Annotated in this window: 22 protein-coding genes; 6 read left to right on the forward strand and 16 right to left on the reverse strand. The window is 63.9% G+C overall.

The features are described from left to right. The first annotated feature begins 9 nt into the window (after positions 1-9). Positions 10-849 (forward strand): pantoate--beta-alanine ligase, encoded by an 840-nt coding sequence (panC, locus tag ACWYRN_RS00605; RefSeq protein ID WP_229437042.1) that lies wholly within the window; start codon positions 10-12, stop codon positions 847-849. A gap of 40 nt (positions 850-889) precedes the next feature. Further along, the gene (locus ACWYRN_RS00610; protein ID WP_488690624.1) at positions 890-1,087 is read left to right on the forward strand and encodes a hypothetical protein; all 198 of its coding nucleotides are present in this window, start codon (positions 890-892) and stop codon (positions 1,085-1,087) included. A gap of 204 nt (positions 1,088-1,291) precedes the next feature. On the opposite strand, the gene ACWYRN_RS00615 is transcribed toward ACWYRN_RS00610, so the two are convergent. The 15 genes from ACWYRN_RS00615 to flhD all read right to left on the reverse strand — a co-directional run bounded on the left by ACWYRN_RS00615 (position 1,292) and on the right by flhD (position 13,874). After that, a complete protein-coding gene (locus ACWYRN_RS00615; RefSeq protein ID WP_488690625.1) occupies positions 1,292-2,500 on the reverse strand; it encodes an EAL and HDOD domain-containing protein in 1,209 nt (402 codons plus the stop codon). Between the two features lie 98 nt (positions 2,501-2,598). Then, positions 2,599-3,237 (reverse strand): protein phosphatase CheZ, encoded by a 639-nt coding sequence (cheZ, locus tag ACWYRN_RS00620; protein ID WP_488690626.1) that lies wholly within the window; start codon positions 3,235-3,237, stop codon positions 2,599-2,601. Position 3,238: 1 nt separating this feature from the next. Next, complete coding sequence (gene cheY, locus ACWYRN_RS00625; protein WP_488690627.1) at positions 3,239-3,631, reverse strand: chemotaxis response regulator CheY; 393 nt, start codon at positions 3,629-3,631, stop codon at positions 3,239-3,241. Positions 3,632-3,755: 124 nt separating this feature from the next. After that, positions 3,756-4,820, reverse strand: coding sequence for a protein-glutamate methylesterase/protein-glutamine glutaminase (locus tag ACWYRN_RS00630; protein ID WP_488690628.1), 1,065 nt, complete (start codon positions 4,818-4,820; stop codon positions 3,756-3,758). 17 nt (positions 4,821-4,837) lie between these two features. Next, positions 4,838-5,440, reverse strand: coding sequence for a chemoreceptor glutamine deamidase CheD (gene cheD, locus ACWYRN_RS00635; RefSeq protein WP_313175697.1), 603 nt, complete (start codon positions 5,438-5,440; stop codon positions 4,838-4,840). A gap of 24 nt (positions 5,441-5,464) precedes the next feature. Then, the gene (locus ACWYRN_RS00640; protein WP_488690629.1) at positions 5,465-6,319 is read right to left on the reverse strand and encodes a CheR family methyltransferase; all 855 of its coding nucleotides are present in this window, start codon (positions 6,317-6,319) and stop codon (positions 5,465-5,467) included. A gap of 69 nt (positions 6,320-6,388) precedes the next feature. Then, complete coding sequence (locus ACWYRN_RS00645; RefSeq protein WP_488690630.1) at positions 6,389-6,880, reverse strand: chemotaxis protein CheW; 492 nt, start codon at positions 6,878-6,880, stop codon at positions 6,389-6,391. A 25-nt stretch (positions 6,881-6,905) separates the two neighbouring features. Beyond that, positions 6,906-9,044: a chemotaxis protein CheA gene (gene cheA, locus ACWYRN_RS00650; protein WP_488690631.1), complete on the reverse strand. Its 2,139-nt coding sequence runs from the start codon at positions 9,042-9,044 to the stop codon at positions 6,906-6,908. A 34-nt stretch (positions 9,045-9,078) separates the two neighbouring features. Then, the gene (locus ACWYRN_RS00655; protein ID WP_229437058.1) at positions 9,079-9,444 is read right to left on the reverse strand and encodes a response regulator; all 366 of its coding nucleotides are present in this window, start codon (positions 9,442-9,444) and stop codon (positions 9,079-9,081) included. A gap of 65 nt (positions 9,445-9,509) precedes the next feature. Then, positions 9,510-10,058: a chemotaxis protein gene (locus tag ACWYRN_RS00660; protein WP_488690632.1), complete on the reverse strand. Its 549-nt coding sequence runs from the start codon at positions 10,056-10,058 to the stop codon at positions 9,510-9,512. Between the two features lie 29 nt (positions 10,059-10,087). Further along, on the reverse strand, positions 10,088-11,029 hold the full coding sequence (gene motB / locus ACWYRN_RS00665) for a flagellar motor protein MotB (protein WP_488690633.1): 942 nt from the start codon (positions 11,027-11,029) through the stop codon (positions 10,088-10,090). Between the two features lie 64 nt (positions 11,030-11,093). After that, positions 11,094-11,954 (reverse strand): flagellar motor stator protein MotA, encoded by an 861-nt coding sequence (gene motA / locus ACWYRN_RS00670; protein ID WP_290422577.1) that lies wholly within the window; start codon positions 11,952-11,954, stop codon positions 11,094-11,096. 152 nt (positions 11,955-12,106) lie between these two features. Further along, the gene (locus ACWYRN_RS00675) at positions 12,107-12,871 is read right to left on the reverse strand and encodes a class I SAM-dependent methyltransferase (RefSeq protein ID WP_488690635.1); all 765 of its coding nucleotides are present in this window, start codon (positions 12,869-12,871) and stop codon (positions 12,107-12,109) included. Positions 12,872-12,913: 42 nt separating this feature from the next. Then, positions 12,914-13,495 carry a flagellar transcriptional regulator FlhC gene (flhC, locus tag ACWYRN_RS00680; RefSeq protein WP_488690636.1) on the reverse strand — a complete coding sequence of 194 codons (582 nt, stop codon included), beginning with the start codon at positions 13,493-13,495 and terminating at the stop codon, positions 12,914-12,916. 61 nt (positions 13,496-13,556) lie between these two features. Continuing rightward, the gene (flhD, locus tag ACWYRN_RS00685) at positions 13,557-13,874 is read right to left on the reverse strand and encodes a flagellar transcriptional regulator FlhD (RefSeq protein ID WP_229437064.1); all 318 of its coding nucleotides are present in this window, start codon (positions 13,872-13,874) and stop codon (positions 13,557-13,559) included. A 487-nt stretch (positions 13,875-14,361) separates the two neighbouring features. On the opposite strand from flhD, the gene kynU reads away from it, so the two are divergent. From kynU to ACWYRN_RS00705, 4 genes are read left to right on the forward strand one after another with little or no spacing between them, the layout of a single operon-like run. Continuing rightward, positions 14,362-15,621: a kynureninase gene (kynU, locus tag ACWYRN_RS00690; RefSeq protein WP_488690637.1), complete on the forward strand. Its 1,260-nt coding sequence runs from the start codon at positions 14,362-14,364 to the stop codon at positions 15,619-15,621. A gap of 12 nt (positions 15,622-15,633) precedes the next feature. Next, positions 15,634-16,476, forward strand: a complete 843-nt coding sequence (kynA, locus tag ACWYRN_RS00695; RefSeq protein ID WP_488690638.1) for a tryptophan 2,3-dioxygenase — start codon at positions 15,634-15,636, stop codon at positions 16,474-16,476. A 59-nt stretch (positions 16,477-16,535) separates the two neighbouring features. Then, positions 16,536-17,081: an RBBP9/YdeN family alpha/beta hydrolase gene (locus tag ACWYRN_RS00700; RefSeq protein ID WP_488690639.1), complete on the forward strand. Its 546-nt coding sequence runs from the start codon at positions 16,536-16,538 to the stop codon at positions 17,079-17,081. Positions 17,082-17,129: 48 nt separating this feature from the next. Further along, positions 17,130-18,245: an acyltransferase family protein gene (locus ACWYRN_RS00705; RefSeq protein ID WP_488690640.1), complete on the forward strand. Its 1,116-nt coding sequence runs from the start codon at positions 17,130-17,132 to the stop codon at positions 18,243-18,245. 294 nt (positions 18,246-18,539) lie between these two features. Here the strand turns inward: ACWYRN_RS00705 and htpG are convergent, their stop codons facing one another. Next, a complete protein-coding gene (htpG, locus tag ACWYRN_RS00710; protein ID WP_488690641.1) occupies positions 18,540-20,453 on the reverse strand; it encodes a molecular chaperone HtpG in 1,914 nt (637 codons plus the stop codon). Positions 20,454-20,469 lie beyond the last annotated feature (16 nt).

Consider the following 20,469-nt stretch of genomic DNA (forward strand, 5'->3'; position numbering starts at 1 on the left):
TCACACACCATGAAAATCATTTCCACCATTGACGAACTGCGCGACCAGCTGCGCGGCCAACTGCGCACCGCCTTCGTGCCGACGATGGGCAATCTGCATGAAGGCCATCTGTCGCTGATGCGCCTGGCGCGCAAGCACGGCGACCCGGTGGTCGCCTCGATCTTCGTCAACCGCCTCCAGTTCGGCCCGAACGAAGACTTCGACAAATACCCGCGTACCTTCCAGGCCGACGTCGAGAAGCTGGAAAAGGAAGGCGTGTATGTTTTGTTCGCGCCGACCGAGAAAGACCTGTACCCGGAACCGCAGGAATACCGCGTCCAGCCGCCGGACATGCTGGGCAATACGCTGGAAGGCGAATTCCGCCCCGGCTTCTTCAATGGCGTGTGCACGGTGGTGACCAAGCTGTTCTCCTGCGTGCAGCCGCGCGTGGCCGTGTTCGGCAAGAAGGATTACCAGCAGCTGATGATCGTGCGTAACATGGCGCGCCAGTTCGCCCTGCCGACCGAGATCATCGGCGCCGAGACCTTCCGCGCCGAAGACGGCCTGGCCCTGTCCTCGCGCAACATGTATCTGTCGCCCGAAGAGCGCGCCGAAGCGCCGGCCCTGTACCGGGCCCTGAACTTTGTCGCCGGCGAAATGCGCGCCGGCCACCTCGACATCTTCTCGGTCGAGCGCGACGCCATGGCCCAGCTGGCGCAACGCGGCTGGAAGCCCGACTACATCTCGATCCGCAAGCGCATCGATCTGCAGCCGCCCTCGGCCGGCGACCTGGCGCAAGGCACGCCGCTGGTGGTGCTGGCGGCGGCCAAGCTGGGCACCACGCGCCTGATCGACAACCTCGAGATCTGAGCGGCACCCGCTGTGCGACTTCGCCACCGGCGGCATCGGCATGCACGCCCCGCCGGACACGGCGCGCCGGCTGCATGTGAGGCAGAAACTTAAGAACGTGCGCCTGCAACCGGGGCCGGCACTGGCGATCGTGGCCGGCCTCGAGGTGCGCATGCCGCGGCCCTTCCGCAGCTATCTGCTGGGTGAACAGGTGCAAGTGGGATGCCGTTACGGCCGGATCGGGATGGAGATGCGGTAGGGTGAATGTTGACGTTGTCGCCGACGTTGCGGTTGTTGTAGTTGTAGTTGTAGGGTGGGCACCTGTGCCCACGCGGTTTCACCGCTTGCGTACACGCGGATGACGCACAACATGGTATGCATGCGCATTGCGTCTGGAAATGTGGCCTCTGCGGTCCCGCTGTACCGCGTGGGCTCAAGAGCCCACCCTACGAAACCCCGGCAATTAGGCAGTAACAGCCTGCGCCCAGGCCAGCGCACACAGATGCGCCTTGTTCACTTCCAGCGGGCTCAGGTTCAGCCCGGCCGCCAGCGACCCCACCAGGTTCGAGCTCAGCTCGCAGGCTTCGGCCAGGGCCAGGTAAGGCCCGTACATCCCCTCGCGCGCCAGCAGTGCCTTGACCACTTCCGCCGGCAGCGGAATCGTGTCCAGCACTTCCTTCATCGGCAAGCCCAGCAGCCGGTCCAGCAGCGAGAACATCCCCGCCACGAACAGGTTTTCGCCCTCGGCCTTCGGCAGCGCGTGCAGGCCCAGCAGTTCGGTCAGGCGCCCGCGCACCACGGCTGTTTCCATCAGCACCGGCGAGTAGCCGCTGCTGCTGGCGCCCGCCAGCAGCAGGGTCAGCCAGCGATACAGCGGCGCATAGCCCATCAGGGCAATCGCCTGGCGGATCGACTGCACCTCGCGCCCGGCGCCGAAACCGGCCGAGTTGATGTTGCGCAGCAGCTTATAGGTGAGCGCCGGGTCGCGCTTGAGCACGCCTTCGAGCCTGGGGATGTCCTCGTTGTTCTGCACCATCTGCATCAGCTGCAGGATGATGGCCTGGGTCGGGTTCAGCCCTTTGACCCGGTTGCCCGGGCGCGGGGTCAGGTGCAGCTTGCCGACAAAGGCGTCCAGGCCGAGGGTGGCGCAGGCGTCGTAGTCGATCCAGTTGCTGACCGGGCGCCCGACCATGCGCAGGCTGGCGCCCTTGGCGGCGGCATAGGTGCGCGCCTGCTCGGCCACGTTGATGCCGGCAAAGCGCATCTCGACGTGCGAGGCGTAGGGCGCGAGCGCCCTGGTGATGTGGCCGACTTCCAGGCCGCGGATCGAGATGCCGATGCCGCCGGCGCGCACGGCCTGCACGGCGGCGCGGGTGTCCGGGTCCATCAGGGTGCGCGCCTGCAGGCTCAGCACGGTGCGCTCGGGCGGCAGCGCGAACAGCGCGTCGGTCGAGAGCATGGCCGGCACGGCATCGAGGAAGAGGAGCTTGTCGCGCAGCAGCCAGCCGTGTTCTTCGTCCTGGACATGCTCGGCCACGAAGCCGACCAGTTGCTCGAGATCGGCATCGAGGACGGGCTGGCCGCCCTTTTGCTGCCAGAGCAGTTCGTAGCCGATAACGCGCTGGGCGGCATCGAGCAGCGGTTCGCGAACAATGTAGTTTTTGTGGTGCATGGAATCGGTCGCGATGTAAAACGTATGCTAAAAGCAAGCGTCCGGGTGGTGCGTGCGTGCGTTCGTCGAACGCGTGGACGGAGAATCCGTCCACCCTACTAGAACCCGAGGCTGTCGAGCAGGTCGTCGACCTGGCCCTGGTTGGCCACGATTTCCGTGTTGCCTTCGGGCTTGATCTGCGGGCCGTTCAGCAGGCCGGTGTCGAGCTCGCGCTTGATTTCGCTCGGGGCAAAATCGATCAGCACCTGCACCAGCTGCTTTTCCAGGTCTTGCGCAATCGAGGTGATCTTGCCGATCACCTGGCCGGTCAGGTCCTGGAAGTCCTGGGCCATCATGATGTCCATCAATTGGCCACGCGTGGCGACGGCCGCCGCCTCGGACTCGGCCAGCGCGGCCATCGTGCGTTCGGCCAGCGCGCGCCAGTCGGTGTCGCCGGCGCCGCCCTTGTCCAGCAGTGCCTGCCATTCGCCGCGCAGCGCGCTGCTGCGGTTTTCGATGCCGTCCTGCAAAGGACCAGCTGCATCGGTGGCATCGAGCACACGCTTCGCGGATTGCTCCGAGAGGCGCGCAACGTAATCGAGGCGATCGCGCGCATCCGGGATGTCGCTGGCGGCCTTTTCGATCAGTTTATCCAGGCCCAGGCCGCGCAGGCTGTCGTGCAGCGCGCGCGTCATGTGGCCGATGCGGCTCAGGACCTCTTCGTTCGAAGCTGCCGCGTCCAGCGGGTGCTCTGCCATGTCAGGCCTTTACCATCTTCTCGAAGATCTTGTTCAGCTTCTCGTCGAGCGTGGCGGCCGTGAACGGCTTGACCACGTAGCCGCTGGCGCCAGCCTGGGCGGCGGCGATGATGTTTTCCTTCTTCGCTTCCGCGGTCACCATCAGCACCGGCAGTTTGCTCAGCGCCGGGTCGGCACGGATGTGCTGCAGCATGGTCAGCCCGTCCATGTTGGGCATGTTCCAGTCCGAAACGACGAAGTCGAACTGCTCGCTGCGCAGCTTGGTCAGCGCCTCGGCGCCATCTTCCGCTTCGTCGACGTTGGCGTAACCCAGTTCTTTCAACAGGTTCCGGACGATGCGGCGCATCGTCGAGAAATCGTCAACAACCAGGAAACGCATCTTTGGGTCAGCCATGAATTACTCCGTTGATTCTTTTACTATGGTTAGTGTGGCTTGAGGCGCTCCAACAAGCAACCTCAAGGATAGCATTTTTGTTGCCGTACGGCGACAAAACCGGCGGAAAAGCGGAGAAAGCGAATCAAACCCGCAACGCCCGTCCACCTTGCGCCGCCAACTGCCCGAGCACCAGGCCGGGCAAGGCCTGCAGGGGCGCCACATCGTGTACCGCACCGATGGCAATCGCTTCGCGCGGCATGCCGAACACCACGCAGGAAGCCTCGTCCTGGGCGAAATTGTGCGCGCCTGCGTTTTTCATATCAAGCATACCAGCAGCGCCGTCTTTTCCCATGCCCGTCAGGATCACGCCGACCGCGTTCTTGCCGGCCGCCACGGCTGCCGAGCGGAACAGCACGTCCACCGAGGGCCGGTGCCGGTTCACCGGGTCGGTCTGCTCGATCCTGGTCATGTAGTTGGCGCCCGAGCGCGTGAGCAGCAGGTGCGAGTGGCCCGGTGCGATGTAGGCATGGCCCGGCAGGATACGCTCGTTGCCGGCCGCTTCCGAGACGCTGATCCGGCACAGCGAGTCGAGCCGGCGCGCAAACGAGGTCGTGAAGCCTTCCGGCATGTGCTGGGCGATCAGGATGCCCGGGCAGTCCGAGGGCATCTGCATCAGGAATTCGCGGATCGCTTCGGTGCCGCCGGTCGAGGCGCCGATGATGATCAGCTTTTCCGAGGAAATCAAGGGGCTGCGCAAGGCTTGCAGGGCGGAAGGCGTGGCTTGTTGGTGCACGGTACGGGCTTTCACGCGCGCACGTGCGGCGGCGCGGATCTTGTCGGTAATCAGCTCGGTGTACTCGCGCATACCGGTCTGGATCGAGATCTTGGGCTTGGTGACGAAGTCGACCGCGCCCAGTTCCAGCGCGCGCATCGTGATTTCCGAGCCGCGCTCGGTCAGCGACGACACCATCAATACCGGCATCGGGCGCAGGCGCATCAGTTTTTCCAGGAAATCGAGGCCATCCATCTTGGGCATCTCGACGTCCAGGGTCAGCACGTCGGGGTTGTGTTTCTTGATCAGTTCGCGCGCGACCAGCGGATCGGGCGCGGTCGCCACGACTTCCATGTCGGCCTGCGAATTCACGATCTCGCTCATCACGCTGCGGATCAGTGCCGAGTCGTCGACGATCAGTACCTTGATTGTCATCGTCTTTCCTTTCGGGGTCAGAACAGGTCGATTTCGCCGCCAACGGGCTCGACCTTGAGACGCTTGGCGTAGTCGAGCTCGCGCTTGGCCAGCGTATCGTTCTGGGTTTGCATCAATTTCTTTACTAACACCTTGCCCGTCTTCGGGAAGAAATACACCTTGCGCGGGTAGATGTCGTTCAGGTCCTCGGCCAGCACCGGAATGCGTTCCGTCTTCAGGAACTGCATCACGAAGGCGGCATTGCGTTCGCCCACGTTCATGGCCGTGAAGCCGCGCAGCACGGCGCCGCCGCCGAAGACCTTGGCTTCCAGGTGCTCGCGCCGCGCCCCGGCCTTCAGCAAGTCGTTGATCAGGACTTCCATGGCAAAGGTGCCGTAGCGCATCGAAGCCGAGACCGGGCTGCCGCTGTCGCCGCCGCCATCGGGCAGCATGAAGTGGTTCATGCCGCCCAGGCCGCTCACACGGTCGCGGATGCAGGCCGACACGCAGGACCCGAGCACGGTCACGATCAGCATGTTCTTGCCGGTGTAGTAATACTCGCCCGGCAAGATCTTGGCCGCCTCGACGTCGAAGGTGCGGTCATAGTAGACGTTGGTGGCGAAATGGCTATTCGAAGGCATGGGGTTTCCGAGGGTGCGCGCGCATCAGGCGCGGCGGTCGTTGAGTTCGTAGACAGTCTTGCCGCGCAGGCGCAGCGCGTCGGAAACGTAGAGGAAGTTTTCGGAGTGCCCGGCAAACAGCAGCGCATGCGGCTTCATCAGCGGCACGAAGCGCGCCAGAATCTTGCGCTGGGTCTCCTTATCAAAATAAATCATGACATTCCGGCAAAAGATGGCGTCGAACTGCCCGCTCACCGGCCAATGATCCGCCAGCAGGTTGAGCTGACGGAAGCTTACCAGCTGGCGCAATTCGGGGCGCACGCGCACCATGCCTTCGTGGCGGCCCTTGCCGCGCAAGAAGAAACGCTTCAGTCGCTCGGGCGCCATCTTTTCCACGCGGTCGTCGCCGTACACGCCTTCGCTGGCCGTGGCCAGCACGTTGGTGTCGATGTCGGTGGCGATGATCTGCACCGGCGGCGTGAGCGAGTTGAAGGCTTCGCACAGGGTCATGGCGATCGAATACGGCTCTTCGCCGGTCGAGCTGGCCGAGCACCAGATCGTCAACGGCTCGCCGGGCCGGCCGCGCAGGCGCGCCACGTGCTCGGCCAGCAGCGGGAAGTGGTGGGCTTCGCGGAAGAACGAGGTCAGGTTGGTGGTGAGCGCATTCGTGAACGACTCCCATTCATCGCTCATGCGCCCCGCTTCCAGGTCGTCCAGGTATTTCGCGAACGACTGGATGCCGGTCGCGCGCAGGCGCCGCGCCAGGCGGCTATACACCATTTCCTGCTTGGAATCGGCCAGCGAGATGCCAGCCTGGCGGTAGATCAGGGCGCGCACGCGCTCGAAGTCGCCGCGCGTGAAGTCGAATTCCTTGACCGTGTCGGATTTGTGTAACGGCACTTGCCTTACCTTCTAATTGGTTGCAGGCACGCAGCCCGCGTCATGCGCTGCCCGGTGCCGTTTCGGAATTTACGCCGCCAGCTTGTCGATCAGGCCCATTTCCGGCGACGACATCAAACGATCGATGTCGACCAGGATCAGCATGCGCTCGTCCACCGTGCCCAGGCCGATCAGGTAATCGGTGCTGAAGGCGCTGCCCATGTCCGGCGCCGGCTTGATCTGGTCCGGGCTCAGGGTGGTCACGTCGGAGACGCTGTCGACCACCATGCCCATCACGCGGCCACCGATGTTCAGGATAATGACGACGGTGAACTGGTCGTAGGTCGGCTCGCCGAGCTTGAACTTGATGCGCATGTCGACCACCGGGATGATGATCCCGCGCAGGTTGATCACGCCCTTGATGAATTCCGGCGCATTCGCGATGCGGGTCACGGCTTCGTAGCCGCGGATTTCCTGCACCTTCAGGATATCGATGCCGTATTCTTCCGAACCCAGGGTAAAGGCCAAGTATTCGAGACCGGCGTCGTTGCCCTGGGATTGGACGGCTTGGGTAATGGACATATTGTTTCCTTGTTATTTGGTTGTATCAGGAGGCCAGCGCCTCGTCGGCCACCTGGCGCGAGGAACGCACCAGGGCGGCCACGTCGAGGATCAGCGACACGCCGCCGTCGCCCAGGATGGTGGCGCCGGAAATGCCGCTGACCTTGCGGTAGTTCGCTTCCAGGTTCTTCACCACCACGTGCTGCTGGCCCACCAGGTCGTCGATCAGCAGCGCGGCGCGCTTGCCTTCGGATTCCAGGATCACCACGATGCCGTCGGCCGGGTCGCCGGACCTCGGTTCGATATCGAACACGGCGTGCAGCGCGATCAGCGGCAGATATTCGCCACGCACCTTCAGCACTTGGCCGCGGCCGGCGATCTCGCGGATGTCTTCGCGGCGCGGCTGCAGCGATTCAACGACGTAGCCCAGTGGAAGGATATAGATTTCTTCGCCGCAGCGGATGGTCATGCCGTCCAGGATGGCCAGGGTCAATGGCAGCGAGATCGAAATCGTGGTGCCGAAGCCACGCGCGGAGCGGATATCGACCGAACCGCCCATGGCCGTGATGTTACGTTTGACAACATCCATGCCGACGCCGCGGCCCGAGACATCGGTGACGATCTCGGCCGTGGAGAAGCCCGGCGCGAAGATCAGTTGCCAGACTTCGCTGTCGCTCATCGTGTCCGATACGGCCAGGCCGTTCTGCGCCGCCTTGGCCAGGATGCGCTCGCGGTTCAGGCCGGCGCCATCGTCGGCCACTTCGATGACGATATTGCCGCCCTGGTGGCCGGCCGACAGGAACAGGCGCCCCGCTTCGGATTTGCCGGCGGCGGCGCGTGCCTCGGGCATCTCGATGCCATGGTCGATGCTGTTCCTCACCAGGTGAGTCAGCGGATCGACGATGCGCTCGATCAGGCCCTTGTCGAGCTCGGTCGCGGCGCCGTGGGTAATGAAATCGACTTTCTTGCCGAGCTTGCCGGCCAGGTCGCGCACCATGCGCGGGAAGCGCGAGAACACGAAGTCCATCGGCATCATGCGGATCGACATCACCGCTTCCTGCAGCTCGCGCGTGTTGCGGGTCAGCTGGCTGACAGAAGACAGCAGGCGCTCGTGCATCATCGGGTCCAGCCCGCCGCTGCGCTGCTCGATCATGGCCTGGGTGATCACCAGTTCGCCGATCAGGTTGATCAGCTGGTCGACCTTTTCCACCGAGACCCGGATCGAGGACGATTCCCCGGCTTTTGATTCCGCGTCCTTCTTCGCCGCTTTCTTGTCGGCCTCGTGATCGACCACGGCCACCGCCACGGCAGGCTTGGCAGCCGGCGCATCGATGCCGGCCAGCGCGCGGATCTGCTCGATCGGCTGGAAGAAGCCATAGCCGCGCTCGTCGTCGGACTGCTCGTCCGAGACCGCCGGCACCTCGTCGGCCGGGTCGAAGAAGCCATAGCCCTGCTCTTCCTCGATGCGGGCGCGCTCGGCGGCCTCGATGGCGCGCTGCTCGAGCGTCAGCGGCGGCGCCTCGAAGATTTTCAGGTCATTCGGGTCGAGCACGAACGAGCAGATGGCGACGACGTCGTCCAGGCTCTCGTGGGTGGTGATGACCAGGGCGCTGCGTCCCCCCTCGATCGGCGTCACCGAGACCCGGCCCATCAGGCCGAGCTCGTCGACCAGGGCGTTGACGTCGCGCTGGGCGACGCTCGGCAGCTCGATCTTGTAGCGGTGCGCGCCTTCGCCGGTCTGCGCCTTGGTTTCGGCATGCAGGAAGGACGGGGCGATGATCGAGGCCGCCGGCACCAGGCCTTCGGACAGGTCGTGCAGCATCATGCGCACGTTGGCCACCGTGTCCTGGTCGACGGCGGCGCCGTTGCGGTGGCCGTCGAGCTGCATCTTGAGGGTATCTTTCGCGGCCAAGAAGGCGTCCACGTGCTGGCTGGTGAGCGCCATTTCTCCCTTGCGGATGCGGTCGAGCAGGGATTCGAGCACGTGCGTGACTTCGCTCATGTCGGTGATGCCGAAGGTCGAGGCGCCGCCCTTTACCGAGTGGGCGGTGCGGAAGATGGCGTTCAGGTCTTCGGCGTCGGGCGCGGCCACGTCGACCGCCAGCAGCAGCCGTTCCATTTCGGCGAGCAGCTCTTCGGCCTCGTCGAAAAAGACCTGGTAAAACTGGCTGATGTCGATCGTCATGACAAATTCCGTTGCGGTGGGCGATGCATGCGCATCAACCGATCACTTTTTTGACGACCTCGATCAGGCGCTGCGGGTCGAACGGCTTGACCAGCCAGCCGTTGGCGCCGGCCGCACGGCCTTTCGACTTCATTTCGTCCGAGGATTCGGTGGTCAGCATCAGGATCGGCACCTTCTGGTACTCGGGCAGGCCGCGCAGCTGCTTGATCAGCGACAGGCCATCCATGCGCGGCATGTTCTGGTCGGTCAGGACCAGGTCGACGACCTGCTGGCGCGCCTTGTCCAGGCCATCCTGGCCATCCACCGCTTCCACCACCTGGTAACCGGCCGCCTTCAGGCTGAACGCCACCATCTGGCGCAGCGAGCTCGAATCGTCGACCGCGAGAATTGTTTTAGCCATGTTTTGCTCCTGCTGTTTTATACGCCCGGGGCATGCCGGGAGATGGTTATATTGGAAACGAACTGTCAGAACAGCTCGATGTCCCCGCTTTCGAGATGCTTTTGTTCGACCGACTTGCGCAAGACGCTGCGCAGTTCGAGCGACTGGATTGCCAGCGCCATGCTGACCTTGCCCAGGCGATCGACGATTTCCTCGCTGCCCGTTTCCGGGTGGATATCGGAACCGTGTTCGTCGAGCGTGCCGAGGAAGTCGCGCAGGCCGGTCACGCGCTTCAGGGTGCGCTCGATCAGCTGGCTGGTCATGTCCTGGAACTGCATGCTGGTCACCGCCGTGTTGACGTGGCTGCCGATTTCGTTCGACATCGCGGCCAGGGCGGCAATGTCTTCCTTGCTCGGTTCGCCGCCGGCCAGCAGGCGGTCGATCGCGGCCTGCCGTTCGCCGACCGCGCTATGGATGGCCAGGAAGCTGCTGGTCAGCTTCTCGATGGCTTCTTCAAGCAGCAATTCGGTCTGCAGCAGGTCGGTCTCGACCTCGCTGAGGTGGCGCCGCCCATGGGCCGACACGCCGGAGAGCAGCCGCTTCACGTGCGAGCCGAGTATCTTTTTTCTTGTCATTATGGTCCTCCTGTCCTGTCGCGGGCGGCTTATTTGGCGGCTGCGCCGGTGGCCGCAGTGACCACCTGCGCAGCGGCCTTGCCATCTCCGGCCGGCACGTCGAGCGTGGCGGCGTCGCGCATCACGGCGTCCTCGGTACGCTTGTTCATCACGATGATGCTGATGCGGCGGTTGATCGGGTTGAACGGATCGGCACGGTCGAGCGGCGCGGCCGCGGCCAGCCCCACCACGCGCAGGATCTTGTCGTCGGCCAGGCCGCCCTGCACCAGCGCGCGGCGCGAGGCGTTGGCGCGGTCGGCCGAGAGTTCCCAGTTGCTGTAGCCGGCGTCGCTGTAGTACGGGGTCGAATCGGTGTGGCCGGACAGGCCGATGCGGTTCGGCACGTCGTTCAGCACCATGCCCAGCACGTGCAGGATATCGTCGGTGTATGGCTGCAGCGTGGCCTTGGCCAGCGCGAACATCGGGCGGTTCTGCTCGTCCACGATCTGGATGCGCAGGCCTTCGCTGGTGATGTCGAGCAGCAGCTGGTTCTTGTATTTCTTCAGCGTTTCGTTGGCGTCGATGATCGACTCCAGCCTGGCCTTCAGGCCGCGCAGGCGCTCGCCCTCGGCGCGCTCGACCTGGGCCTTGGCGGCGTTCAGGTCATAGGTCTTGTGTTCCGGCGGGGTGTCGCCCTTCTTGACCTGGCCATTGCGGCGCGTCAAATCGGTGCCGCCGCCCTGGATCACCGACGAGCTGTCGCCCGAGCCCGAGCCGCCCGACATCGCCACCTTCAAGGGGGTCTTGAAGAATTCCGAGATGCCATCGAGGTCGCCCTTGGCCGTCGAGCCAAGCAGCCACATCAGCAGGAAGAAGGCCATCATCGCCGTCACGAAGTCGGCGTAGGCAATCTTCCAGGCGCCGCCGTGATGTCCGCCAGCGGATTTCTTGATCCGCTTGACGATAATCGGGCGCATTCCTTCATCGGCCATGGGTATTCGCTTGGTTCAGGTTAAAGGGTGGAGGGGACCTGCCCGGTCCCGCTGGATTGGAGTCTTACTTGCCCTTGGACTTCTTGATGTGCTCTTCGAGCTCGGCAAAGGTCGGGCGCTCGGTCGAGTACAGCACCTTGCGGCCGAATTCCACGGCCAGGGCCGGGGCGTAGCCGTTCAGGCTGGCCAGCAGGGTCACCTTCACGGTCTGGAACATCTTGGTCGATTCTTCCAGCTTCTGTTCGAGTACGCTGCCCAATGGGCTGACGAAACCGTAGGCCAGCAAAATACCAAGGAAGGTACCGACCAGCGCCTTGGCGATCAGGATACCGAGTTCCGCCGGCGGAATGCCGACCGACTCCATGGTGTGCACCACGCCCATCACCGCCGCCACGATACCGAAGGCCGGCAGGCCGTCGCCGAGTTTCGCGATCACGTGGGCCGGCACGTGGCCTTCCTGGTGGTGGGTCTCGATCTCGTTGTCCATCAGGTTTTCGATCTGGAAGGCGTCCATGTTGCCCGACACCATCAATCGCAGGTAGTCGGCCATGAATTCGACGATGTGGTGGTCGGCCAGCACCAGCGGGTACTTCGAGAACAGCGGGCTCGCTTCCGGCGATTCGATGTCGCCTTCGATCGACATCAGACCCTCCTTGCGCACTTTCGACAGCACGTCGAACAGCAGCGACATCAGTTCCATGTACATTTCCTTGGTGTACGCGGAACCCTTGAACACGGTCGGCAAGGCCTTCATGGTCGCCTTCAGCGCCTTGCCGTTGTTACCGACAAACATCGAACCTGCCGCCGCACCGCCGATCATCAGCAGTTCCAGCGGCTGGAACAGTGCCGCCATGTGACCGCCGCTCATGACGAAGCCGCCGAACACACACGCGCAGATAACGACGTAACCGATAATGACTAACAAGACACTGCTCCAGAAAGCGCCCGGGCGGGCTTGACGATCCACGCATTCCGAGACTTTGTATCTCAGAAAAAATATTTACGCAGGGAACTACAACAGCTGGAACAATAGCGGGAGAATGGCCTACGGGCAAGGAAAACAGCGGCGATTGTCGCCTAAAAGTGCCATATGTAGAGAGTTCGACTAGTGTTCGGTAGATAGACAGATAAGGTCGGTGTTGATTCGCTAATAGCGAACTCGTAACTCATCAACATACTGCCGGGCCGCATTTCCTTTTTGGCCTTGCGCCAGAGGGCGGTCATGGCGGCCGGCGACAGATAGGCGAAGACGGCGTCGTAGTGCGCGAAGTCGAGGCGCTCGTAGTCGCCGCGCAGAAAAACGGCGCGACTGTTGGTCAACCGGGCGCGCAGCCAGCTGGCGAGCCAGGGCAGCGGCGCCAGCTCGATTCCCGTTGCCTGAACGTCGGCGCGCCGGCTTGCCAGGTCCATTACCAGGCCGCCGAGGCCGCTGCCGATGTCGATGAAGGAAACCGGCCTATCCTGGGGCAAGTGTTCGGCCACGGCATCCCAGGCCGCCTTCCCTGACGGGTAGTACGGCACCTGGGTGCGGAAGGTCGACCAGTACAGCACCAGCATGAACAGGAAGATCACCAGGAACAGCCAGGGCGGAATGGCGAACTGGCTGGCGCCGAGCAGGGCCAGCGGGAACACGAAGCCGATCGCCAGCCACCAGCACGCCAGGCGCCGCCAGGCGGTCAGGGCGGCGGCAAACAGGCCCTGGGCAAGCGCGACAATGAAATACGAGGGAGAGGCGCCGGCGCGCGCCAGCAGGAAAACGGCCAGCAAGGTCAGGGGAAAGGCGGCAAGCTGGCACAGCAGCGCCTGCACGGCGGGTGCGAGCAGGACGCGTGGCGCGCTCACCGCCCGCCTCCGGCCTTGGGTTCGATACGGGAAGACACCCGCTCAGGCGTCGGATTCGCTGCCGGCCTGCTCGGCATCGAGGGCGGCCTGCTGGGCGGCGTCCTTGGCCTTGCGCGTCTTGCCGGCGCGCGAAGGCATGTGGCACAGGCCGCACAGGTAGCCGCTGTTCAGGTCGAGCGTGTTCACCACGAACTTGCCCTTGCACTTTTCGCAAGGCGCGAGCTTGAGCATGCCGCTGCCGAAGAAGCGCACCAGGGTCCAGGCACGGGTGAGCGACAGCAGGGGCTCTTCGCCGGGCGAGGCCGGCATTTGCTCGAGGTAGAGCTGGTAGGCTTTCATCACCGCCTGGATGCCGCTGGCGCCGGCATTATCGACCAGGAAGTTATGGATGTTCAGGAACAGCGAGGAATGGATGTTCGGCTGCCAGGTCAGGAACCAGTCGGTAGAGAACGGCAGCATGCCTTTCGGCGGCGATACGCCCTTCAGTTCCTTGTACAGCTTGATGAGGCGCTCGCGCGACAGCGATACCTCGGTTTCCAGCAGTTGGAGCCGCGCTCCCAACCCGATCAGCTCGATGGCGAGCTGGATTTCTTGCGCTTCCGATACGACGCTTTTTTTGGTCATCCTACAGCTCCGGCAACAGTCCCGGCTATCCTACACCATAGGACCGGCGCGGAGTAGCGCATCAGGCGATTTCTTCGGCCGGCTGGCCGGCCATCAGGATGGCGGCGTGCGACTGGGCCAGGGCGCGGTCCTTGGTATGGCTGGTCAGCATCGAGAGGATCGCGGTGTCGTCGAAGCGGAAGCGGGCCAGCATCATGTTGCCGCCGGCGAGCTTCAGGATCTGCGCGTTGCTCATGCCTTCGATCAGGTCGGCGATGTCGGCCGAGATGCCGAGGCGGAAAATCGCGGTGACCTTGTCGGCGCGGATCATCTGCTGCGCGAGCATCAGGTAGCTCAGGTTCGCGTCGCGGATTTCAGCCATCATGTCGTTTGCAGTCATTTTCCACTCTCCGTTGTCTAGTTCTGGCAGCAGTGTGTGTTGCCAGTGAGATAGATTCTGACTGTAGAGAAACATTTGCGGAATCAGAGGGACACTGTATTTTGTGTCCTCCAAAGACGACAGCATCCGTAGGAGTTTGTCTGACAAACCCTGGCGAATGGGAGATGCGCTCCTATGAAAAGGAGGCTTTCGGATTGTTGTGCGGCATGCTGTGTCGCAACGTTTTCGTGTCGCAACTATTTTTGCTTCCGTTGCGCTTTCGCAGCGCTCTGACTCCTTAACGGCAGCGTTTTCGAGAACTTTAGGGTTGCCGGCAAATATTTTTGAAATATTTTTGGCCATCTTTTTCGGCGCTCTGACTCCTTTACGGCAGGGCCTGGCAGAACTTTAGGGTTCGAAGCAAAAAAATTTGAAATATTTTTCCCGGGGTTCTTGCTACACTGCCCGCCGAACAGCCATCTGCCTATACAACCGACACTTCATTACCATGAGCGAACCTACCCTCACCCGCAGCGACTGCCTGGCGCGCGACGCGCAAGACCCGCTGGCGCCGCTGCGCGAGCGCTTCGACCTGCCTGCCGGCGTCATCTATTTGGACGGCAACTCCCTCGGCGCCCGTCCGCGTGCGGCCCTGGCCCGCGCCCAGGACGTGGTGGCACGCGAGTGGGGGCAAGACCTGATCAAGAGCTGGAACACGGCCGGCTGGTTCGACCTGCCGAAACGCCTGGGCGACCGCCTGGCCCCGCTGATCGGCGCGCAGGCCAGTGAAGTCGTGGTCACCGACACCACCTCGCTGAACCTGTTCAAGGCCCTGGCCGCCGCCGTGCGCATCCAGGCTGAAGGAGCGAGCGCCGCGCGCCGCGTCATCGTTACCGAGCGCAGTAACTTCCCGACCGATATCTATATGGCAGAAGGATTGACGTCCTGGCTCGAACGCGGCTACAGCGTGCGCCTGGTCGAATCGGTGGAGGAACTGCCGGCCGCCATCGACGCCGACTGCGCCGTCGTCATGCTGACCCACGTGAACTACCGCACCGGCTACCAGCACGACATGGCCGCCCTCACCCGCCACGCGCACCAGAACGGCGCCCTGATCGTCTGGGACCTGGCCCACTCGGCCGGCGCGGTGCCGCTCGACCTGAACGGCGCCGAAGCCGACTTCGCGGTCGGCTGCACGTATAAATACCTGAACGGCGGACCGGGCGCCCCGGCCTTTATCTGGGTGCCGCAGCGCCACCAGGCCCGCTTCCAGCATCCGCTGTCGGGCTGGTGGAGCCATGCCCGGCCGTTCGCCATGGCGCACGGCTTCGAAGCCTGCGACGGCATCGGCCGCGCCCTGTGCGGCACCCAGCCGGTGGTCTCGCTGGCCATGGTCGAGTGCGGATTGGAGATTTTCGAGGAAACGGGTATGGCGGCGATCCGCGCCAAGTCGCTGGCCCTGACCGATCTCTTCATTCAACTGGTCGAAGCGCGCTGCGCCGCTCACCCGCTGGGGCTGGTAACGCCGCGCGAGCATGCGCGCCGCGGCAGCCAGGTCAGCTTTACCCATCCGCACGGCTACGCGGTGATGCAGGCGCTGATCGCGCGCGGTGTGATCGGCGACTACCGCGAGCCGGAGATCATGCGCTTCGGCTTTACGCCTTTATATACCTCGTATGCGGACGTATGGGACGCCGTCGAGATCCTGAAGGATATACTCGACCGCGAAGATTACGATGTCAGCGCCGAACGCGGCGCAGTGACCTGAGGCGGCTTGAGCATGAGCGACATGAAAGACAAGCCGGCCGCGTGGCACGGCGCCAAGATGGACTTCAAGGAGTCGATGAGCTACGGCGACTACCTGGGCCTGGAGCAGATCCTGTCGGCCCAGCACCCGCTCTCGCCCAACCACAACGAGATGCTGTTCATCATCCAGCACCAGACCAGCGAGCTCTGGGTCAAGCTGATGCTGCACGAGATGCAGGCCGTGCGCGTGGGGCTGCGCGCTGGCGAGCTGCCGCCCGCCTTCAAGATGCTGGCGCGGGTGGCGCGCATCATGGACCAACTGGTCCATGCCTGGGACGTGCTGGCCACCATGACGCCCTCGGAATACACGGCGATCCGGCCCTATCTCGGCGCCTCGTCCGGCTTCCAGTCGCACCAGTACCGCGAGCTCGAATTCATCCTCGGGAACAAGAACGCGAATTTGCTGGCCGTGCACGAGAAGAACCCGCCGGCGCACGCCATCCTCGACCGTGAACTGCGCCTGCCTTCGGTCTACGACGAAGCGGTGATGCTGTTGGCGCGCGGCGGTTTTGCCATCGCGCCGGAGCGCTTGAGCCGCGACTGGACGCTGCCGACCGAACACGACGACTCGGTGAAGGCGGCCTGGCTGGCGGTCTACCAGGACCCGGAGCAACACTGGGCGCTGTACGAACTGGCCGAAAAGCTGGTCGACCTGGAAACCGCCTTCCGCTTCTGGCGCTTCCGCCACGTGACCACGGTGGAGCGCATCATCGGCTTCAAGACCGGCACCGGCGGCACGGCGGGCGTGAGCTACCTGCGCAAGATGCTCGACGTGGTGCTGTTCCCGGAGCTGTTTGCCCTGCGCACCGCGCTCTGATCCGACGCCTCTCGTAACAGACGCGTAGAATGGTCTGAACGACAAGCAGCGGAGGCGACATGGATTGCGACGTTCTGACCCTGGCGGGCCTGTGGAATTCGGGTCCGCAGCACTGGCAAACCCTGTGGGAAGCGCGCCACCCGCAACTGCGGCGCGTCGAGCACCGCGACTGGAACAACCCCGGACGCGACGAATGGGTGGCCGAACTCGATGCCGCTGTCGGCGCCAGCAGCGGCGCGCCGATCCTGGTGGCGCACAGCCTGGGCTGCATCCTGGCGGCGCACTGGGCGCATTCCGGTTCGCCCCTGCGGGCGGCCGGCGCCATGCTGGTGGCGCCGAGCGACGTCGAGGCAGCGTCCTATCCGATCGACGCCAACGGCTTCGCGCCGGTGCCGATGACCAGGCTCCCCTTCCCCTGCATCGTGGTGGCCAGCAGCGACGACCCCTTCGTCACGCGCGAACGGGCGCGCGCCTTTGCCGATGCCTGGGGCGCGCGCTTCATCGAGATCGGCGCCGCCGGCCACGTGAACGCCGACAGCGGCCATGGCGACTGGCCCGAGGGCGAACGCATCCTGCTCGACTTCTGCGCCGAATTACGCAGCTGAGTGCGCGCCTGAGTCTGCCGCGCCCCTGACTGCCCAACAGGCGCCCCGATGGCCACCCACCGCGCACCCCTCGACCGTCCGCTGTCGCTCTACCTCGACTGCTGCCGCTTGCTGGCGGCGGTGCTGGTCGTGGCCAGCCACTACGGGCCGTACGGCGTGATCACGCGCAGCGCCGGCGGCTGGGTACCAAACCTGGGGCGCGAGGCGGTGATCGTGTTCTTCGTGCTGTCCGGCTTCGTCATCGCCTACACCACCGAGCAGAAGAACCCCTCGCTGCGTGCGTATGCCATCGCGCGCTGTACCCGCATCTATTCGGTGGCGCTGCCGCTCTTGCTGTTCGCGTTCGCCGCGGCCACGGCCCTGGCCTGGTCCGGGCGGGTGCCGGCGCGCCAGCTGTACGAGGTGGCCAAGCCCTGGCTGTACCTGCCGCTGCACCTGCTGTTCATGGGCGAGCTGTGGACGATTTCCGAGCCACCGCCGCTGCTCGGGCCGTACTGGTCGCTGGGGTACGAGGTCTGGTATTACGTGTTGTTCGGGGCTGCGTTCTACTTGCGCGGCGCCGGGCGGGCGGTGGCGCTGGGTTCGCTGCTGCTGTTCGTGGGGCCGAAGCTGTGGCTGCTGCTGCCGGTGTGGGCCAGCGGGGTGTGGCTGTATCACTGGCAGAAGTCGCATGTCATCGGGCGGCGCGCGGCGCTGGCGGGGTGGGTGGCCAGCTTTGTTCTGCTGGCGCTGTTCAAGCTGAGCGGGAGCGACGTCTTCCTGCGCATGTGGGCGCGCGAGGCCTGGCCGTTTCCGGCGCTGCCGCTCAGGAGCGCGGACCGGTTCCTGGCGGACTATGTGGTGTGCGTGCTGGTGCTGGCGAATTTCTGGTGTGCGCGCTGCGTGGGGTTTGCGGGCTTGTTGCGTTTCGAGCGGGGGATACGGGGGCTGTCGTCGTACACCTTTACGCTGTATCTGGTGCATGCCCTGGTGATGAGTTTGTGGCTGGCGCTGGTCCGGCATGATCGGAACAGTGCGGTCGATATCGCGGCGTTGACCGTCTTGATCGTTGCGGTGACCTGGATGGTGGGGCAGTTGACGGAGCGGCGCAAGCATTGGTTCCAGGTGGGGTTCGAGCGCTTGGCGGCGTTTGTGCGGCCGGTGCGCGCCGGGGCGCGGTTGTAAGACCGGCGTTCAGCGGTTCGTGGCGCTGTTGCGTGGACCGTTATTGGTGTGTTAAATCCGCGTGGGCACGGAGTGCCCACCCTACGGTCACCGCTAACGGCGAGATCATACGAAACCCGGATACGCAGCGTGTCCCGTAGGGTGGGCCGGGCCGCGCTAGGCACTCGTGCCCACGCGGATCGAACTCACCAATACCGTCACAGGCAACAGCCCCATTACCCGCCGATCACACCGCCGTATAAACGAAAAAAGCCGGGCACGCAGCCCGGCTTTCACTTCACACCACCGCGCGAATCACTTCGCCAGCAGCATCTCATTCAAACGCTTCACGAACGACGCCGGGTCCGCCAGGCTGCCGCCCTCGGCCAGCATCGCCTGGTCGAACAGGATATGCGACCAGTCGCCGAAGCGCGCACCTTCCGCATCCTCGTACTTCAAGCGCGTCACCAGCGGGTGGTTCGGATTGATCTCGAGAATCGGCTTCGACTCCGGCGCATTCTGGCCCGCGGCCTTCAGCATGCGCACCAGGTTCGCCGACAGCTCGTGCTCGTCCGCCACCAGGCAGGCCGGCGAATCGGTCAGGCGGAAGGTCACGCGCACGTCCTTGGCTTTGTCGGCCAGCGCGGTCTTCATCTTCTCGACCAGTTCCTTGTACTGGGTCTCGGTCTCTTCGTGTTCCTTCTTCTCGGCTTCGTCTTCCAGCTTGCCGAGATCCAGCCCACCCTTGGCCACCGACACCAGTTCCTTGCCCTCGAACTCGGTCAGGAAGGACAGCATCCACTCGTCCACGCGGTCGGCCATCAAGAGCACTTCGACACCCTTCTTGCGGAAGATTTCCAGGTGCGGGCTGTTCTTGGCGGCGCTGTAGCTGTCGGCGGTGACGTAATAGATCTTGTCCTGGCCTTCCTTCATGCGGCCCACGTAGTCCTCGAACGACACGCTCTGCTCGCCCGACTCGTCATGGGTCGAGGCAAAGCGCAGCAGCTTGGCGATGCGGTCCTTGTTGGTCGCGTCCTCGCCGATGCCTTCCTTCAGCACCTGGCCGAATTCCTTCCAGAAGGTGACGTACTTGTCCTTGCCTTCCTGCTCTTCCGAGTTCGCCATTTCTTCCAGCATGCCCAGCACGCGCTTGGTCGAACCCTCGCGGATCACGCGCACGTCGCGCGACTCCTGCAGGATTTCGCGCGAGACGTTCAGCGGCAGGTCGGCCGAGTCGATCACGCCCTTCACGAAGCGCAGGTAGGTCGGCATCAGCTGCTCGGCGTCGTCCATGATGAAGACGCGCTTCACGTACAGCTTGATGCCGCCGCGCTTGTTGCGATCCCACAGGTCGAACGGCGCGTGGCTCGGCACGTACAGCAGCTGGGTGTATTCGCTGCGGCCTTCGACGCGGTTGTGGGTGTAGGCCAGCGGCTCCTGGAAGTCGTGCGAGACGTGTTTATAGAACTCGTCGTACTGTTCCTTCGTGATGTCCGACTTCGAACGGGCCCACAGCGCGCTGGCCTGGTTCACGGTCTCGAACTCGTCCTTCAGGACGGTCGCTTTCGCTTCCTCGTCCCACTCTTCCTTCTGCATCAGGATCGGCAGCGAGATGTGGTCCGAGTACTTGCGGATGATGCCTTTCAGCTTCCAGTTCGACAGCAGCTCGTCCTCGCCTTCGCGCAGGTGCAGGATGACGTCGGTGCCGCGCCCGGTTTTCGCGATGGTCTCGACGCTGTACTCGCCCTCGCCGCCCGATTCCCAGCGCACGCCTTCACTGGCGTCGGCGCCGGCGCGGCGGGTTTCGACGGTGATCTTGTCGGCGACGATGAAGCCCGAATAGAAGCCCACGCCGAACTGGCCGATCAGGGCGGCGTCGGCCTTCTGGTCGCCCGAGAGCTTGCTGAAGAATTCCTTGGTGCCCGACTTGGCGATCGTGCCCAGGTGCGAGATGACCTCGTCGCGGCTCATGCCGATGCCGTTGTCCGAGATCGTGATGGTCTTCGCGTCCTTGTTGAAGGCGACGCGGATCTTCAGCTCGTGGTCGTTGCCGTACAGGGCATCGTTGTTGATCGCTTCGAAGCGCAGCTTGTCGGCGGCGTCGGAAGCGTTCGAAATCAGTTCGCGCAGGAAGATTTCCTTGTTCGAGTACAAGGAGTGGATCATCAGTTGCAGCAGCTGCTTTACTTCGGCTTGAAAGCCAAGGGTCTCTTTTTCGGCGACAGCCATCTTATTCCTCTTGGAA

The sequence above is a fragment of the Massilia sp. BAP21 genome (assembly GCF_057801335.1).

Coding starts and splice junctions, on each gene's coding strand:
- panC (WP_229437042.1), top strand. CDS start 10: ATGAAAATCATTTCCACCATTGACGAACTGCGCGACCAGCTGCGCGGC.
- ACWYRN_RS00610 (WP_488690624.1), top strand. CDS start 890: ATGCACGCCCCGCCGGACACGGCGCGCCGGCTGCATGTGAGGCAGAAA.
- ACWYRN_RS00615 (WP_488690625.1), bottom strand. CDS start 2,500: ATGCACCACAAAAACTACATTGTTCGCGAACCGCTGCTCGATGCCGCC.
- cheZ (WP_488690626.1), bottom strand. CDS start 3,237: ATGGCAGAGCACCCGCTGGACGCGGCAGCTTCGAACGAAGAGGTCCTG.
- cheY (WP_488690627.1), bottom strand. CDS start 3,631: ATGGCTGACCCAAAGATGCGTTTCCTGGTTGTTGACGATTTCTCGACG.
- ACWYRN_RS00630 (WP_488690628.1), bottom strand. CDS start 4,820: ATGACAATCAAGGTACTGATCGTCGACGACTCGGCACTGATCCGCAGC.
- cheD (WP_313175697.1), bottom strand. CDS start 5,440: ATGCCTTCGAATAGCCATTTCGCCACCAACGTCTACTATGACCGCACC.
- ACWYRN_RS00645 (WP_488690630.1), bottom strand. CDS start 6,880: ATGTCCATTACCCAAGCCGTCCAATCCCAGGGCAACGACGCCGGTCTC.
- cheA (WP_488690631.1), bottom strand. CDS start 9,044: ATGACGATCGACATCAGCCAGTTTTACCAGGTCTTTTTCGACGAGGCC.
- ACWYRN_RS00655 (WP_229437058.1), bottom strand. CDS start 9,444: ATGGCTAAAACAATTCTCGCGGTCGACGATTCGAGCTCGCTGCGCCAG.
- ACWYRN_RS00660 (WP_488690632.1), bottom strand. CDS start 10,058: ATGACAAGAAAAAAGATACTCGGCTCGCACGTGAAGCGGCTGCTCTCC.
- motB (WP_488690633.1), bottom strand. CDS start 11,029: ATGGCCGATGAAGGAATGCGCCCGATTATCGTCAAGCGGATCAAGAAA.
- flhC (WP_488690636.1), bottom strand. CDS start 13,495: ATGACCAAAAAAAGCGTCGTATCGGAAGCGCAAGAAATCCAGCTCGCC.
- flhD (WP_229437064.1), bottom strand. CDS start 13,874: ATGACTGCAAACGACATGATGGCTGAAATCCGCGACGCGAACCTGAGC.
- kynU (WP_488690637.1), top strand. CDS start 14,362: ATGAGCGAACCTACCCTCACCCGCAGCGACTGCCTGGCGCGCGACGCG.
- kynA (WP_488690638.1), top strand. CDS start 15,634: ATGAGCGACATGAAAGACAAGCCGGCCGCGTGGCACGGCGCCAAGATG.
- ACWYRN_RS00700 (WP_488690639.1), top strand. CDS start 16,536: ATGGATTGCGACGTTCTGACCCTGGCGGGCCTGTGGAATTCGGGTCCG.
- ACWYRN_RS00705 (WP_488690640.1), top strand. CDS start 17,130: ATGGCCACCCACCGCGCACCCCTCGACCGTCCGCTGTCGCTCTACCTC.
- htpG (WP_488690641.1), bottom strand. CDS start 20,453: ATGGCTGTCGCCGAAAAAGAGACCCTTGGCTTTCAAGCCGAAGTAAAG.